Below are 15,980 nucleotides of genomic sequence, written 5' to 3'. Positions count from 1 at the left end.
GGGTACAATAGAGAAATAGAGAAGCGAAAGGATGGAGCAGAAACCATGTTTTTCAAAAAAATAGGAGTTGTCGGCGGGGGCACGATGGGGCAAGGGATTTCCCAAATGCTCGCAGCCAAAGGACTGGATGTGCTTCTGGTAGAAAAAACGGCGGAGAAGCTGGATCATGCCTACGACATGATCGAGACGAACCTCGATAAACAACTGGAGAAATGGGCCATTACGAAGGCCGAGAAAAAATTGATTCTCTCCCGGATTACCAAGGTAGCGCACTTGGCCGAGCTGGGTTCTTGCGATATGGTGATCGAAACGGTTTCCGAGGATCTCGAAGCCAAAAAGTCTGTATTCAGCAAACTGGACGAAGTTTGTCCTGCAAACGTCATTCTTGCAAGCAACACATCCACGCTGAGTTTGACCGAGCTAGCCAGCTCGACCAAATATCCGGAGCGTGTTATTGGCATGCACTTCATTCACCCGGTATCCCGGGTTGATCTTGTAGAACTTATTCGCGGGTTGAAAACTTCGGACGGCACCTTTGACGAAACCAGAAGGTTCGTTGAAGAGGTCCTGGACAAAAAAGGCGTCATGATCTATGAATCCCCTGGATTCGTTACTTCCCGCCTGATCTGCCTTCTGATTAACGAAGCGCTGCACGTTCTGCAGGAAGGCGTCGCTTCCGCAGAGGACATCGATGACGCGATGCGCATCGGATACAACTTCCAGCATGGACCGCTCGAAATGGCCGATCGTTTCGGTTTGGATTCCGTTGAAGCGGCTCTGGAGAGAATGTTCCGCGAATTCGGCGAACTGAAATATCGTCCTTCCACCGTGCTCAAAAAAATGGTGCGCGCCGGACATCTCGGCGTGAAAACGGGCGAAGGCTTCTTCAAGTACGACAAGGATGGTGACCGGCTGTGAAATTACTCGTAATCAATGCGGGAAGTTCCTCGCTTAAATATCAATTGTACGACATGACGGATGAATCCGTATTGGCCAAAGGACTCGTTGAACGGATCGGCATGGATTCTTCGATTCTGACCCATAAACCGACAGGTTTCGAGGACGTAACGGAGGTCAGCGAAATTTTGGAACACACCACGGCGATCCGCAAAGTTATCGACATGCTTACCCATGCGGAATACGGCGTCCTGAAATCGGTCGAAGAGATCGAAGCCGTCGGCCACCGCGTCGTTCACGGCGGGGAAGCGTTCAAGGCATCCGCGCTGGTTGATTCTGAAGCGAAGTCCGAGATTCGCCGTTTGTTCGATCTGGCGCCGCTGCACAACCCGGCTGCCATGATGGGGATTCGCGCGGCTGAAACGAACATGCCTGGCGTTCCGCAAGTCATGGTATTCGATACGGCGTTCCACCAAACGATGCCTGAAAAGGCTTATTTGTATGCCATTCCGCGCGTGCTTTACAAAAAATACAAAGTTCGTCGCTACGGTGCCCATGGTACTTCCCATGATTACGTAAGCAAGACTGCGGCGGAATATCTGAACCGTCCGCTGGAAGATCTGAAAATCATCACTTGCCATATCGGTAACGGCGGCAGCGTAACAGCGGTTAAAGGCGGGGTTTCCGTGGATACATCGATGGGGATGACACCGCTGGAAGGCTTGATGATGGGAACGCGCAGCGGTGACCTTGATCCGGCGATCGTTCCATACGTCATGAACAAGGAAGAACTGAGCGTAAGCGAAGTCAGCTCCATGTTGAACAAACATAGCGGTTTGCTTGCCATTTCCGGCATCAGCAGCGACATGCGCGAAATCACGGAAGGCATGGAAAACGGAGATGCCAATTCCACGCTCGCTTTCGAAATGTACGAGTACCGTCTGCGCAAATACATCGGTTCTTATGCCGCTGCAATGAATGGCGTCGACGTCATCGTCTTTACGGCCGGAGTCGGGGAAAACTCTGTGGTGCTGCGTCAGAAAGTATGTGAGCAGCTGACATATTTGGGCGTTGAGCTGGATGAAGCATTGAATGCCATCCGTTCGGGCGAACCTCGCCGAATCACGACTGCAAACTCCAAAGTGGAAGTTTTGGTTATTCCGACCAATGAAGAATTGGTGATTGCGAGAGATACGCATCGAATCGTATTGAATTCCAAGTAATTGGATTGTAAAGTGGATATAGCAGCATCAGGAAGTGCAGGGGCAGGCAAACGCCTGCCTGCTGCATTTTCAAATTCAGGAATCAAGGAGAGATATGGGCATGACTACGAATTGTGTTATTCGTAACGTGAACGAGCATGTGGGCGAAACCGTAACGATCGGTGCCTGGATCAACAACAAACGCTCCAGCGGCAAAATCCAGTTTTTGCAACTGCGCGATGGAACGGGATATATTCAAGGGGTCGTTGTCAAAAGCGAAGTTAGCGAACAACTCTGGAACGACGCTAAAAGCTTGACGCAAGAGAGCTCCTTGTACGTGACCGGCATTATTCGCGAAGAGCCGCGCAGCAATTCCGGCTATGAGATGACGGTAACGGGCATCGAGATCATCCATTTGACCGAAAACTATCCAATCACGCCGAAGGAGCACGGGGTCGATTTTCTGATGGATCATCGCCATCTGTGGCTGCGTTCCCCGAAACAACGCGCGATCATGATCGTCCGCGCCGAAATCGTGCGCGCTGTTCAGCAGTTTTTTGATGATAACGGATTCACTTTGGTTGATCCTCCGATCCTGACACCTTCGTCCGCGGAAGGAACGACGAACCTGTTCCACATCAAATATTTCGACGAGGATGCTTATTTGACGCAAAGCGGTCAGCTTTACATGGAAGCGGCTGCGATGGCACTCGGCAAAGTGTATTCGTTCGGGCCGACATTCCGTGCCGAAAAATCGAAAACGCGCCGCCATCTGATCGAGTTCTGGATGATCGAGCCGGAAATGGCGTTTGTAGATCATGAAGAAAACTTGCGCGTGCAAGAGCGTTTCATCGCTCACGTGGTACAGTCCGTGCTGAAAAACTGCCGTACCGAGCTGGAAACGATCGGACGCGACGTATCCAAGCTGGAACGCGTAATCGCTCCGTTCCCGCGCATTACGTATGATGAAGCGATCGAGTTCCTGAACGGACAAGGCTTCGATATTCCTTGGGGAGAAGACTTCGGTGCCCCGCATGAAACGGCGATTGCCGAGAAATATGAAACACCGGTATTCATTACGCATTATCCGGCCGAAATCAAGGCATTCTACATGAAACCGGATCCGAATCGTCCGGAGGTTGTTCTCTGCGCAGACATGATTGCGCCGGAAGGTTATGGCGAGATCATCGGCGGATCGCAGCGGATCGATGACCCTGAACTGATGCAGCAGCGCTTTGAGGAGCATAAATTGTCCGAAGAGGCGTATCAATGGTACATGGATTTGCGCAAATACGGATCGGTTCCGCACTCCGGCTTCGGTCTGGGATTGGAGCGGACGGTAGCTTGGATCTGCGGTTTGGATCATGTGCGTGAGACGATTCCATTCCCGCGCATGCTGTATCGTCTGTACCCTTAATGCTGAACCGTGGCATGATGGGGGAATTCGGCGCCAACGACTGGGTTGGCGGCATGGCGTACGGCATGGCATCGGGGACTGTCCCATTGCCATACGCGCTGCTTCGCTATTACCATCAGTTGGGATTAACGGATGCAGAGGTGCTTCTGCTCGTCCAATTGCTTGGATTCCGTCAAGTGGAATTCAATGCATTCCCAACGCTGGAAGAGCTCGCGCTACGTACGGGACAACCTCCCGAGGGCATCGCGAGAATGCTGCAGCGATTGATGAAGGACGGTTATATCCGCATTGAGGAATATCAGGACGAGGACCGCGACATCCAATATGAGCGTTACGATCTGTACGGCCTGTACGCCAAGCTTGCGGCATGTTTGGCGGAAGAGAGCAAAACAAGCCAAAATGCGCGAAGCTTTGACAACGTACGACCGAATTCGAACAGTGTTCAAATAGAAGAGGAAGAACGCAACATGTTCTCCATTTTCGAGAAGGAGTTTGGTCGTCCCCTCTCCCCGATGGAGTGCGAGACGATCTCGGGCTGGCTGGACCAGGACCGCTATCCGGAAGAGCTGATTTTGATGGCGTTGAAAGAAGCGGTATTTGCAGGGAAGGTTCACTTCCGGTACATCGATCGCATTTTGCTGGAATGGAGCAGGAATCGGGTCAAAACCGCCCAGGACGCCAAAGCGTATACCCAGCGTTTCCGCAGCGGCGGGCGCTAATCCGAGATCCCTTCATAATCGTTAGATTCGTGCACAAACAGGGCCATGGCATAGTCTGGTCCTGTTTTTTTGTTGCACAGGGAGTGAGTCCCGGCAAAAAGAACGTAAGCTTTTCAGGCAAATGAACAATTTTTTAAAATGGTTTGGTAAAATGTGCAGGGGTGACCGGGACAGATGTCGTCTATACATGTGGAGAAGGAGGGGAGAGTCATTGACGAAGCGCGCTTAATCGAACAAATCCGCCAAGGAGAAACATCCTTGTTTCGTCTTTTGGTCGACAAATACAGCCAGCATGTGTACCATGTGGCCTATTCCGTTCTGCGGAACGACCAGGATGCCCAGGATGCGGCTCAGGAGGCGTTCATTCAGATCTATAAGTCTCTCTCCGACTACCGATCCGAAGGGTTTAAAACCTGGATCACAAGGATCGCCTTCCATAAAGCGATAGATGCCAAACGCAAGCTGAGCAGGCGAATTCCCGAAGAAGCCGGTGGAGACGAACGATTGGCCAGTCTGCCGGGGGGCGAAGAAGACATTCTCTCCCGCCTTGTGCGTGAAGAGCGCAAAGCATTTCTGAGGGAACGGATCAATCAACTGCCTGCCCAGCATCGGGACATTATCACCGCGTTCTATCTGAGCGAGAAAAATTACGAGCAGATTGCCCACGATGCCCAAGTCGCCGTAAAGACGGTGGAATCGCGTTTATACCGGGCGAGGCAGTGGATACGAAATCATTGGAAGGAGGAAGAGTGGCGTGAGTAAAGAGGTATTTGGAGCCCATGAATGGTCGGATTATATCGAAAACCGTTTGAAGGCTGATCAGATGGAACGCATGGAGCAGGCTTTGCTGGATGATCCGCAAGCGATGGAACACTATCTCGGAGCGCTGGATCGCCAGCAACAGCGACCTAGCCTTGCCGATCCCGCCCAATTTGCCGAGAACGTCATGGACCGAATTGGGGAGTTGGAATCGGCCAAACAGAAGCGCGTTTCCCGATCAAACCGTCGTCGGCGCTTACTGGAGCACAAGGTATTTCATTATGCGGTTGCTGCATGCCTGACACTAATCTTCCTCTCATCCGGAGTCTTTGACAGAATGGCCCCTTACCATAAGTTCCAGACTGAACACGGGAGCTCTTTCACAGAAAAATGGACGGAGGCGGCCACGTCGTGGCTGGATCGCCTCAAGCCCAAACCATAAACATTATCGCATTGCCTGAAAAGAAAGGATGACGACTGTGCAACCTGAACGCAGCAGATTACTCGCTTTTTTGTTTAATTTCATTCCGGGACTCGGCTTTTTATATTGGAGGCGTCCAGTAAAAGCCGCGATCTATCCGCTACTCTTTTTTGGAACATTGGTCGGTTCCTTCATGCTGGCCATCGTGTCACATGACGGGGGAGTAGTGATGCTTGCTGGCTGCATTGCGGCCGCGTTCTTCTGGGGCATCAACATGCTGGATATGTTGATCGTATTATTGCGTACGCCGGCCCGACATCATGCCTATCTGAACACATATCCCGGAGCTTATGCGGGAAACATGGGGGACATGGATCCTGACGGAATGTACCACCAGCATGAGGGTGAAGCGGATTACCTTCATGCGGAAGCCCCGTACACACAACAGCCTATGTATCGCAAAGGCAGCGAGGGAGAGCGTTTTTTCACGATTCTGCTCTCGTTTATCCCGGGATTGGGCCATTTGCACCTGGGACTGCTGCACCGCGGTCTATCGTTCCTGATCGCCTTTTTCGGATCGTTCGCGATGATGGTTTTCGTCGCCTCGATCATCGACGAATCCATTTTAATGTTCCTGCTTGTCTTGCCTGTTATTTGGGTGTATTGCATGTTCGATGCCGTGCAGCACGTGCACCGCAAACAGGCCGGAGAGGTGCTGCAGGACCGCACATTGTTCGAGGAGCTCGAAATGGGACGGGATTCCGGGCGGCGCAGCAAGGTGCTGGCAACGCTGCTATCGGCTTTTCCCGGCGCAGGGCATTTGTACCTTGGCTTGCAAAAAAGAGGCATACAGCTGATGTTCCTGTTCCTTGGAAGCATTTATGTCCTGGACCTGCTCAGGCTCTCGGTTTTCCTGTTCATGATTCCGCTGATCTGGTTCTACAGCTTCTTCGACGGACTTCAGTGTTCCAGCCGTTATGGGCGTGAGCCTTTGAATGATCAGCCGATATTGAAGGATTGGGTGCGGCACCAGCGGCTGATTGGATTTGGAATCGTGCTGATGGGAGCCTATTACCTTACGATCCGGTTAATTATTCCACAGCTGAATGAACTGTTCCCCGATTTCTTCGTAACCTATGAGATCAATTCCTACATTAACACGATTATCGTCTCTTTGCTTCTGATTGGGGGAGGGCTGAAGCTTTTGTTCGGCAAGCAGCGTTCCTCCAGTGGATCAAGCGCAGGGGATCATGATTCGGATTCCTTGTTCTTGTTCAAGGATCGGCAGGATCGGTATTAAGCAAAAACACGCCTCGCGCTGGGTAAATCCAGCCGCAGGCGTGTTTTTTCATCGATCAGAAGAGTACAGCGTTCAAGGATAAGCAAAAATCATGATTTCAGTTCGCAGCATTTTTTAACAACAGTTGGCGATACAATACCTCGAACAAAAATTCAAAGGCTTCCAGATGACGTTTGGCTTCAAAGGCGTCCTTGCCCCAGGCATAAATGCCGTGATTGCGCAGCAGAATGCCCGGAACGTTGGCATCCAGCACGCCGGGCACCAGCTCCGCAATGGATGGAATATGCGCATGGTTAGGCAAAATCGGCACGCGTACTTCCGCATTTTCTTCCCAGATGTTAAATGCTTTGATCAACTCGATGCCTTGAATCGGCACTTGGCCCTGCGCCCCGAAAAATTCGCTGATGAGGTTGTTGAACACGGTATGCACATGAAATACGGCGCCGCAACCCGTCAGGCGATAAATTTCGCAATGAATGAGCGTTTCGGCACTCGGTTTAAGCTCGGTCGCTTCAATCGCTTTGCCGTGTTTGTCCACGAACAGGAAATCCTCCGGTGTGCGCAGGGATTTGTCTTTACCCGAAGCAGTTACCGCGAAGTAAAATTGCTCGGGGTCGAATTCGCCCACGCGCATCGAAAGGTTGCCGCTCGTTCCGGGGAACCAATTGCGGCTGGCGAACAGTGCCTTGATATCCGCGAGTTCCTCAAGCACCCGGCGTTTCTGTTCGGTCGTTATTTTCTCAAAGCCCATCTTTACAGCACTCCTTGTGTTTGCTTCTGTTTCATGTCTTCCATAATATCGTGGAACGTGGTGAACGGGACATGATCGACCCCAAGTTCGATGCACTTGTCCGTCAAAATGGAGCGGGAGTAGACCAGATCGGCGATTTTGGCGCCTTCGAAGTCGGTCAGGCTGTCCCCGATCAGAATGCGGTTATATTGGTCGGCTGCATAGGAGCGAATGACGGTCGTTTTGCACATGCCGCAACCATTTTTGCATGGAGGCTGACAGGGATGCGGCCATTCGATCCGGATGCGATCGCCCGAGAAATCCGCGCCGTTGCAGTATACATGATCCTGCGGAATATCAAATGGCGCAAGCAGAGGTTCAATGAAAAAATCCATGCCGCCGCTCGTTACGTTAAATTCGATGCCTTCATTGCGCACGTATGCCAGAAAGTCGCCGAACCCTTCACGAATGCCCGCTTGTCCAAGCACGAATTCGACGATTTCGTCTTTTTGCGAAGATGGCAGCAGGGCAAACATGGCACCTACGCCCTCACGCAGCGAAATTCGTTGCTCGACCGTATCTTTCATGATCGGTGCGATGCCTTCGGGGTTAAAATGTTTCATGATGGCGACGATATTGTCCGAAAGGGTGATCGTGCCATCAAAATCGCAAAAAATCACCGTTTTTTTGTCGCTTCTCATCGGCCTGCACCCCACAAATCAAGTGCGGTCTTCAATTCGGGATGCTCTGCGGCGTATTCGGTCAACGGGATGGAACGTCCGGCAGCCTCGATGGCCTGCAAAAAGGCTCGTCCTCCCGCTTCCGTGCCCATCGGGTGACCATGGATGCCGCCTCCGGCGTTGACGATGACGTCGGTCCCGAAGTCGTTCAGGATGAGTGGAACCAGTCCCGGATGGATCCCGGCGGAAGGCACAGGCATGCTGGCGCGCACGGGCAATTCCGGGCTGAGCAGCTGTTCGGTAATAGCCATGTTTTCCTCTTTGGGCATCGTTACGGAGCCATAAGGGGATGGGAATAATACCAAGTCCGCTCCGGCCAGGCGCATCAGTTGCCCAAGCAGCACGGAAGCAGATATGCCATAATGCGGCGAAGGATACACTGCCCCTGCCAGAGCCGGATGGGCCATGATCGGTACGTTAATGTCCGGATCGCTGCTCAGCTCATGCAGCACGTCATAGCCGTAAGAGAGAACGTTAAAAAGCAATGCGTTTGCGCCGGCATGAATAGCCCGCTCGGCTTGCTGCTTCAGCCTGAACGTCGGTCCAGTCAAATTGGCGGCATAGAGCAGCTTTTTGCCGGTTTCCCGGCTCGCCTGCTCGGCAGCCTTCATGCAGACCTCGACTCTTTTCTCGATTGGCGTGAGCGGATTTTCGAACAAAATTTCGTCGTCCTTTATCAGATCGACGCCGCCGAGCGCTTGACGCAGAAACTGCTCGCGCAGTTCATCCGCGTTCAGTCCGATGACGGATTTGAAAATGCTCATCAAGAGCGGACGGTCATGCACGCCAAGCAGGTCACGCACGCCGTTTAATCCGAATTTTGGGCCCGGAAATGCCCGCAGGAAGTTGTCGGAGAACCCGAGATGCGTCAGCTTGATACGTCCATCCATCGAGATTTTGCCAAAGACCGTGACGAGCAAAGCCGGGATATCCCGGCTGAAATTGACGTCGGGGTACCCGATCGTGATGTCGGCATAACGCTCGCCAGGCGCCATGCCTTCGGCTTCATGAACGTGTACCTGAAGTACTTCGCCAAGATGTTTTTGCATTTCCTCGCGTTTGGCTTGAGGCAGCTCGGTCCAGCTTCCGACGGTCATGCCAACCGCGATCGATTCCGCTTTTTTGCGAAAATCGGCACGATCATCATGCAGACGATACGTGGCCGTACACATGTTACTCATTTCAAATCCCCTTCCAAAGCAGCCCCCATCTCCCGTGAGCGCTCTGCGCAGCGGTTCACGGCTGCAATTACGTTTTCGAAAAAGTCGCCTTCATCCAGCGTTTTGAGCGCGGCTTGCGTCGCTCCGCCAGGAGAGGTCACGTCGCTGCGAAGCTTCATCGGTTCCATGCCGGTCTGCTGCACCATGCGGGCTGCGCCGAGCACGGTCTGAACGGTCAGGTCATGCGATTGCTGACTGGACAGTCCTCCGCGAATGCCCGCGGCGATCATGGCTTCCATCAAATAGTATACATAAGCCGGGCCGCTTCCGGAAATGCCGGTAAGGACCTCAAGTTTTTCTTCCGGAACAATCGTTACGATGCCTACGGCTTCAAACATGGTCATGACCGTGCTGCGCTGATCGTCCGTAATCTCCGCCGAGAACGCAATGCCGGTAGCCCCGAGTCCAATGGTGCTGGACGTGTTCGGCATGGTTCGGGCGATGGGTTGCTTCCGTCCAAGGATGCTTTGCATGGTGCGGATGGACAATCCGGCAATCACGGAAACAATCAGCTGATCCGGCTTCAGGATCGGGCCTAATTCACGCAAAGCCGCTGCTGCATCCTTCGGTTTCATGGCAAGCACGATGACAGGAGAATCCGCAAGGATATCCAAAGACTCCGATGCCGTTCCCGTATGCACCGCGTATTTGGCGCTTAGTTCTTCCTGGCGCTTTTTGTTGCTGCGGTTGAGCATCGTAATGTCTCTAGGCCGAACGACCAGGCGGGAAGTCAGTCCCCGGACGATGGCTTCCGCCATCGCGCCCGCGCCATGGAAAGTAATCTTTTGTTGCAGCAGTGTTTGTTGTTCTTGACTCATGGTTTATCGTTCCTCCTAGTCAGCTATCAGCTGTGTATTATTGCCGAATTTGGCCGTTTCCGGTAATGCGGTATTTCGTGGATGTCAGGGCAGGCAGGCCCATTGGACCGCGTGCGTGAAGTTTCTGGGTGCTGATGCCGATCTCGGCGCCATATCCGAATTCGAAACCATCCGTAAAGCGCGTGGACGCATTGTGGTACACGGCGGCAGCATCCACGTCTTGCAGAAACCGGGCCGCATGATCCGCGTTTTCGGTCACGATGCATTCGGAGTGCTTGGTGCCGTACTTCGCGATGTGACGAAGCGCTTCATCCAGGCTGTCCACGACACGAATATTCAAAATGTAATCATTATACTCGGTAGCGTAGTCCTCTTCCGTCGCTTCAAGTGCATCGGGCACCAGGCGGCGTACCGTTTCGCATCCTTTCATCGTTACGCTGGCTTCACGGAATTGTTCAGCCATTGCATTCAGATGCTGTTCGGCATAAGCGGAATGCAGCAGCAGGGTTTCCATGGAATTGCAGACAGACGGACGCTGCGCTTTCGCGTTCAAGGCGATCTCTGCAGCCATTTCAGGATTTGCCGTTTCATCGACATAGGTGTGACAGATGCCAGCACCGGTTTCGATGACGGGCACGGTGGCGTTGTTGACCACGTTGCGGATCAGGGAAGCTCCCCCGCGAGGGATGATGCAATCCAGCAGGCCGTTCAGCTTCAGCATTTCATCCACCGATGCGCGATCCGCATCTTCGACAAGCTGCAGCGCGTCCGGCGGCAGATCGGTCGCCGCCAGCGCCTTCGTCAGCACCTCAACGATCCGGCGGTTGGACGAAAGGGCGGAGGAGCCGCCGCGCAGCAGCACGGCATTCCCCGTTTTCAAGCACAATCCCGCCGCATCGACGGTCACGTTTGGACGAGCTTCGTAGATGATGCCGATCAGGCCGATCGGTACACGCAGCTTCTCGATGTGAAGGCCGTTTGGACGGGTGAACGATTCGAGGATTTCGCCGACAGGGTCAGGCAGGCCGACAATCTGGCGCAGGCCATCCGCGATGCCTTCGATGCGGCTTTTGTTCAGGGCAAGCCGGTCAAGCATGGATTCAGGCGTGCCTTGTTGTTTGCCGCGCTCCAGATCCTCCGCGTTTGCGGCAATGATGGAATCGGATTCGGCGATCAATGCGTCGGCCATGGCAAGCAGGGCCGTATTTTTTTGTTCCGTGGTCAGACGGTTGAGCTGCGTCAAGGCCGCTTGGGCTTTCGTTGCTTTTTCTCTTACTTCACTCATGATCAGTTCCCCCTTAATAGTAGTTCAATATAAGTTGCCCCAATGATTTTTACACGGGACCGCTACGTAGTCAGAACCATCTTCCGATCGCTGTTATCCCCGGATTTTTTGGATCCCCTTTTTCATGGGGAAATCCGGTGATAAGCCTATGCTTCCGCTGCAGCTTTCTTTCAGAAAGCTTTTTAGAACGCTTCGCTTCTCCAGATTCTTTCTGCCCACTCCGTTATCGTATAAATGGTTGGTTCAACTGGATCTCATTTATTTTAATGTAATCCACTCGTCCCGATGAATCACTTCGAGGCGATGGATGCTGTTCAGCCGTTGGATCACTTCGCCGCTCGGCAGGCCGGCAATGAGGCGAAGCTGATCGTCGTCGTAGTTGACGATGCCCCGGCCGAGCAGCGTATCGTCAGGGCCGACGACCTCGACGACGTCTCCGGCATGGAACGAACCGAGCACACGCTTCACGCCGACCGGCAGCAGGCTATGGCCGCCATGCACCAGCGCTTCTTCGGCGCCTGCATCTACGACGACGGTGCCCAGAGGGGTGGACATGAAGCCGAGCCATTGCTTTTTGCGGGAGAGAGCCCCGAGTCGTGTTTCGAAATACGTTCCTTTACCCGTCCCGTTTACCGCATCCTGCATGTCGCCGGGTTCTTTGACGCTGCCTACGAAGACGGGAACGCCTCCGCGCGTGGCCACTTTGGCTGCATCCACCTTCGAACGCATGCCGCCTGTGCCAACGGATGATCCGGAGCCGCCTGCATATGCATAAATTTCTTCGGTAATCTCGCTGATGCGGTCATAGCGATAGGCGTTCGGATCTTTGCGCGGGTCAGCCGTGTAGAGGCCATTGGTGTCCGTGATGATCACAAGATGCTGTGCTTTAACGAGATTGGCCACGAGTGCGGACAACAGGTCATTGTCGCCGAATTTGAGCTCGTCCACGGAGACGGTGTCATTTTCGTTAAAAATGGGCAATACCCGCTGTTTGAGCAGCTCTTCCACGGTCATGCCCGCATTGCCCATTCGTTTGCGGCTGTGGAAGTCGGTACGGGTCAGCAAAATTTGCGCCGGGGTGACGCGGTGCGCCGCCAAAGCCTGCTGGTATGCCTGCATGAGCAGCGCCTGTCCGACAGCGGCGGCAGCCTGTTTCTCATGCAAAAGCTTCGGGCGCTGGGCATAGCCGATTTCGCGGAATCCGGCAGCGACCGCCCCGGAAGTCACCAGCAGCACTTCATGGCCTTGTTCCATAAGGGCGGCGATTTCTCGGGCAAAGAACGCGATGGCATCGCGGTTTAGTCCACCTTCATCCGATGTAAGGGAACTGCTGCCGATTTTAACGACAATACGTGAGGACATGCTTTCACTTCCTTAGACTGAATTGAATGCGTTGATTTCAGGCGATGGGCCCGGAACGAAAACGCTGATATAACAAAAAAACTCCCGACCCTTTGAATTCAAAAGGACGAAAGTTATCTTCCGCGGTACCACCTTTGTTGATGATGTTCCCATCATCCGGCTCGAGCCTTGTAACAGAAGGCACTGTCCTGCTTTCACAGGCCGTTCGGGGGTAGGATTCCAAAAGAAACCGCGGCAAATTTTTTCAGCCCGGCGAAATTTGCTCTCTGGGCGCGGTTTGTTCTTTTGTACTGGTCCCGTCATTACGTTTCATTTCATATGGATAAATGACAATTATCACAGTCATCACGATAAGGCAGACGTTTTTAATAACATACCACGGAAACTTGACAGATGCAAAGGGTACCGAGGCCTGTTTTGCTTATCGGAACAGGCCCAGTCTGCCGATTCGTTCAACCGCTTCGCATAACCGTGCTTCATCGCTGAGCAGTCCTGCCCGGACATAACCTTCGCCATGCTCGCCGAATCCGATACCTGGGGCGACGGCGACTTTGGCTTCCTTCAACAACAGGTCTGCGAAGGAGGCGGAGGTGAACCCTTCCGGAACAGGCAGCCAGGAGAAGAAGGAACCCCCGGGTTTGGACGCATGCCATCCGATGGAAGCGAGGGCATCGAAAAACGCGTTGCGCCGGGATTCATATCTGGCCACCAGATCGGTTACGCATTGCTGCGAGGAAGTCAGTGCCGCTGCAGCCGCTGCCTGGATGCCGCCAAACAGGCTGACGTAAATGTGATCCTGCAGCAGGTTGATTTTGGAGATGATCTCTGCATTGCCAAGCGCAAATCCGACCCGCCAACCGGCCATGTTGTACGTTTTGGACAACGTATAAAATTCGATACCGACTTCTTTGGCGCCTGGAGCTTGAAGGAAACTCACAGGTCGATGGCCATCAAACCCGATGGCCCCATACGCGAAATCGCTCGCAACGACGATTTGATTTTCCCTTGCAAACTTGACCGTATCTTCGTAAAAGGAGAGCGGTGCCGTTGCCGAAGTCGGATTGTTCGGATAGTTCAGGTACATAAGTTTGGCTTGCATGCGGTCCCCGGGGGAAATGGCCTCGTAATCGGGCAGAAATGCATTGGACTCCAGCAGCGGCATGAAGGACATGCGGGCTTTGGCCAGCGCAACGCCAGACCAGTAATCCGGATAACCCGGGTCAGGGACCAGGCAGACGTCCCCGGGATTCAGCAAAATTTGCGGCAGTTGAACAAGCCCGGTTTTGCCTCCGAACAAAATGGCAACTTCCGTTTCGGGGTCCAGATCCACCTTGTAATCTTCCTTATATCGCTGCGCGATGGCTTCCTTGAGGAAGGCGTAGCCGCTGAATGGGGAGTATTTGTGATACAGCGGATTCTCTGCGGATTGCTGCAAAGTTTTGACGATATGGGAAGGGGTAGGCGTATCCGGATTGCCCTGCCCCAGGTTGATGACGTCATGCCCGTCGGCGATTTCCCGGTTTACGTTTTGCACAAGGGCAGCGAAAAATTGCGTCGGCAGCTGTCCCATGATATCGGCTGTAGGAATGGGGAAGGCAGAACGGCTTTGTATTTGCTCTTTTTGGCTCATGGTCAACATCACTCCGGTTCTTAGAATGGATCGTATCCCTTAATTTATCACGCCAATCCCGAGCTGTATAGAGGGGATAATGTATCCTCTTTCTTTTCCGTACAGCATCGAAGCGGATTTGCACAAAATTCAAAGCTCAGCATTCAGGTTTGTCCATTGCTTTCGAGAATGCCATTATTTTATGATGATTTACGATAATGATAATCAATATCATTTGATTGAAGCGCATATTGATGGGGGGAAAGAAAAATGAAACAACAAGGCTTTCGCGCACTGAGCGCAACACTGATGATCGCGGCGTTATCCGCGCTGCTGGTTGCTTGCGGCAACCCGTCTTCCAATGGTTCAGGCGAAGGAGAAACAACGGCGGCCGCGTCGAACGAGTCTCAGGCAACAACCGAAGCAGCCGGAAAAGAAGAGACTACTGCAGAAGCGGAAAACACAAGCGAGACCAGAATATTTAAAGATTGGAGCGGTCATGAGGTAGAGGTTCCGACCCATCCGCAGCGTGTCATTTACCATGGCGAAGTTACGGGGGATCTGTTGGTCCTTGGCGTTGTTCCTGTAGGTATCCTCAAAAATGAAGGGACCGTGTTCGATGATCAAGTGGCTGAAGCGGAGGACGTCGGCTTTCCAATCAGCGTTGAAAAGTCGCTTGAGCTGAATCCCGACCTGATCATTTTCTCTAATGACGACGCAGCGCAGTATGACCGCATTTCAAAAGTTGCCCCGACCGTAACGTTTAATTCCTTCTGGCCGTTAGAGGAGAGAATTCGCTTTTTGGGCGATCTGTTGAACAAAAAGCAAGAGGCAGAGACCTGGCTGGCTGCCCATGCCAAAGCGACAGAGGACATGTGGAAGCAGCTGCGCGAGCACGGGCTTAACGAAGACGAAACCGCGTCGGTATTCACGATGTATCCGGGTAACCGATTGTTCGTGATGGCCGGTGCCGGATTGCCACAGCTGCTTTACGGAGAGGGCGGCATGAAACCGACTCCCGAGATTCAGAAGGTGTTGGACGAAGGGCTTGGTTTTATCGAGATTTCGCAGGAAAAATTGCCGGAAATCGCTGGAGACCGCATTTTCATTCTTAATGCCGTGGGCCAGGAAGCGCAGCAATCGACGGAAGATTTGACCAAGAGCGAGGTATGGAACAACCTGCCCGCTGTAAAGGAGGGAAAGGTGTATCGCTTCGATATCGTCAAAGCATCGAGCGATGCCACTTCCAGAGAGTGGCTCTTAAAGGAGCTGCCGAAACAGATGCTTCAATAACAGACGTGTTAATCTCTATTGGAATAGAGGGCCTTCAACGTATTTTGTTGGACGGCTCTTTTTTCATTTCGAAACATGCGAATTTTACGCAGTCCTTCAGGTTCCTCTTCATGTATAGCTGTGTGAGCATATATGCTGGAATAATGACGGGTGCTGACGTATAATCAGAAGAAATAAATGGTTGATAACCATTCTCACTAGAAGATTC

General features: G+C 52.8%; 15 protein-coding genes and 1 other annotated feature. Of the genes, 8 read left to right on the top strand and 7 right to left on the bottom strand.

The window, feature by feature from the left end; all coding sequences use genetic code 11:
• Positions 1-45: 45 nt before the first annotated feature.
• The 7 genes from L6H98_RS22460 (at position 46) to L6H98_RS22430 (ending at position 6,715) form a co-directional block, all read left to right on the top strand.
• Positions 46-918, top strand: a complete 873-nt coding sequence (locus L6H98_RS22460; protein WP_236419707.1) for a 3-hydroxyacyl-CoA dehydrogenase NAD-binding domain-containing protein — start codon at positions 46-48, stop codon at positions 916-918.
• Positions 915-2,120 carry an acetate kinase gene (locus tag L6H98_RS22455; protein WP_236419706.1) on the top strand — a complete coding sequence of 402 codons (1,206 nt, stop codon included), beginning with the start codon at positions 915-917 and terminating at the stop codon, positions 2,118-2,120. Before L6H98_RS22460 ends, L6H98_RS22455 begins: the two co-directional genes overlap by 4 nt.
• A gap of 100 nt (positions 2,121-2,220) precedes the next feature.
• On the top strand, positions 2,221-3,516 hold the full coding sequence (gene asnS, locus L6H98_RS22450; RefSeq protein ID WP_236419703.1) for an asparagine--tRNA ligase: 1,296 nt from the start codon (positions 2,221-2,223) through the stop codon (positions 3,514-3,516).
• 14 nt (positions 3,517-3,530) lie between these two features.
• Positions 3,531-4,235, top strand: a complete 705-nt coding sequence (locus L6H98_RS22445) for a DnaD domain-containing protein (protein ID WP_236419702.1) — start codon at positions 3,531-3,533, stop codon at positions 4,233-4,235.
• A gap of 174 nt (positions 4,236-4,409) precedes the next feature.
• On the top strand, positions 4,410-4,997 hold the full coding sequence (locus L6H98_RS22440) for a sigma-70 family RNA polymerase sigma factor (protein WP_236419700.1): 588 nt from the start codon (positions 4,410-4,412) through the stop codon (positions 4,995-4,997).
• A complete protein-coding gene (locus L6H98_RS22435; RefSeq protein WP_236419699.1) occupies positions 4,990-5,436 on the top strand; it encodes a hypothetical protein in 447 nt (148 codons plus the stop codon). Before L6H98_RS22440 ends, L6H98_RS22435 begins: the two co-directional genes overlap by 8 nt.
• Before the next feature lie 28 nt (positions 5,437-5,464).
• Complete coding sequence (locus L6H98_RS22430) at positions 5,465-6,715, top strand: multi-tm2 domain protein (protein ID WP_236419697.1); 1,251 nt, start codon at positions 5,465-5,467, stop codon at positions 6,713-6,715.
• 97 nt (positions 6,716-6,812) lie between these two features.
• On the opposite strand, the gene L6H98_RS22425 is transcribed toward L6H98_RS22430, so the two are convergent.
• The 7 genes from L6H98_RS22425 to L6H98_RS22395 all read right to left on the bottom strand — a co-directional run bounded on the left by L6H98_RS22425 (position 6,813) and on the right by L6H98_RS22395 (position 14,500).
• Positions 6,813-7,466, bottom strand: a complete 654-nt coding sequence (locus tag L6H98_RS22425; protein WP_236419695.1) for a methylthioribulose 1-phosphate dehydratase — start codon at positions 7,464-7,466, stop codon at positions 6,813-6,815.
• 2 nt (positions 7,467-7,468) lie between these two features.
• On the bottom strand, positions 7,469-8,146 hold the full coding sequence (locus L6H98_RS22420; protein ID WP_236419693.1) for a 2-hydroxy-3-keto-5-methylthiopentenyl-1-phosphate phosphatase: 678 nt from the start codon (positions 8,144-8,146) through the stop codon (positions 7,469-7,471).
• The gene (locus L6H98_RS22415; protein ID WP_236419691.1) at positions 8,143-9,366 is read right to left on the bottom strand and encodes a 2,3-diketo-5-methylthiopentyl-1-phosphate enolase; all 1,224 of its coding nucleotides are present in this window, start codon (positions 9,364-9,366) and stop codon (positions 8,143-8,145) included. Before L6H98_RS22415 ends, L6H98_RS22420 begins: the two co-directional genes overlap by 4 nt.
• The gene (proC, locus tag L6H98_RS22410; protein WP_236419689.1) at positions 9,363-10,223 is read right to left on the bottom strand and encodes a pyrroline-5-carboxylate reductase; all 861 of its coding nucleotides are present in this window, start codon (positions 10,221-10,223) and stop codon (positions 9,363-9,365) included. The genes L6H98_RS22415 and proC overlap by 4 nt, the downstream gene beginning before the upstream one ends.
• Positions 10,224-10,260: 37 nt before the next feature.
• Positions 10,261-11,508, bottom strand: a complete 1,248-nt coding sequence (locus tag L6H98_RS22405) for a glutamate-5-semialdehyde dehydrogenase (RefSeq protein WP_236419687.1) — start codon at positions 11,506-11,508, stop codon at positions 10,261-10,263.
• 258 nt (positions 11,509-11,766) lie between these two features.
• The gene (proB, locus tag L6H98_RS22400; RefSeq protein WP_236419685.1) at positions 11,767-12,870 is read right to left on the bottom strand and encodes a glutamate 5-kinase; all 1,104 of its coding nucleotides are present in this window, start codon (positions 12,868-12,870) and stop codon (positions 11,767-11,769) included.
• Positions 12,871-12,969: 99 nt separating this feature from the next.
• Positions 12,970-13,182: a binding site (T-box leader), on the bottom strand.
• 109 nt (positions 13,183-13,291) lie between these two features.
• Positions 13,292-14,500, bottom strand: coding sequence for a pyridoxal phosphate-dependent aminotransferase (locus L6H98_RS22395; protein ID WP_236419683.1), 1,209 nt, complete (start codon positions 14,498-14,500; stop codon positions 13,292-13,294).
• A gap of 249 nt (positions 14,501-14,749) precedes the next feature.
• Here L6H98_RS22395 and L6H98_RS22390 point away from each other — a divergent pair, with 249 nt between their 5' ends.
• Complete coding sequence (locus L6H98_RS22390; protein WP_236419681.1) at positions 14,750-15,772, top strand: ABC transporter substrate-binding protein; 1,023 nt, start codon at positions 14,750-14,752, stop codon at positions 15,770-15,772.
• Positions 15,773-15,980: the final 208 nt, after the last annotated feature.

This window comes from Paenibacillus sp. JJ-223, assembly GCF_927798175.1.
GTDB classification, from domain to species: domain Bacteria; phylum Bacillota; class Bacilli; order Paenibacillales; family Paenibacillaceae; genus Paenibacillus; species Paenibacillus hubeiensis.
Note: the sequence above shows the minus strand (reverse complement) of the source record. Positions and strands in the feature narration are given on the sequence as shown.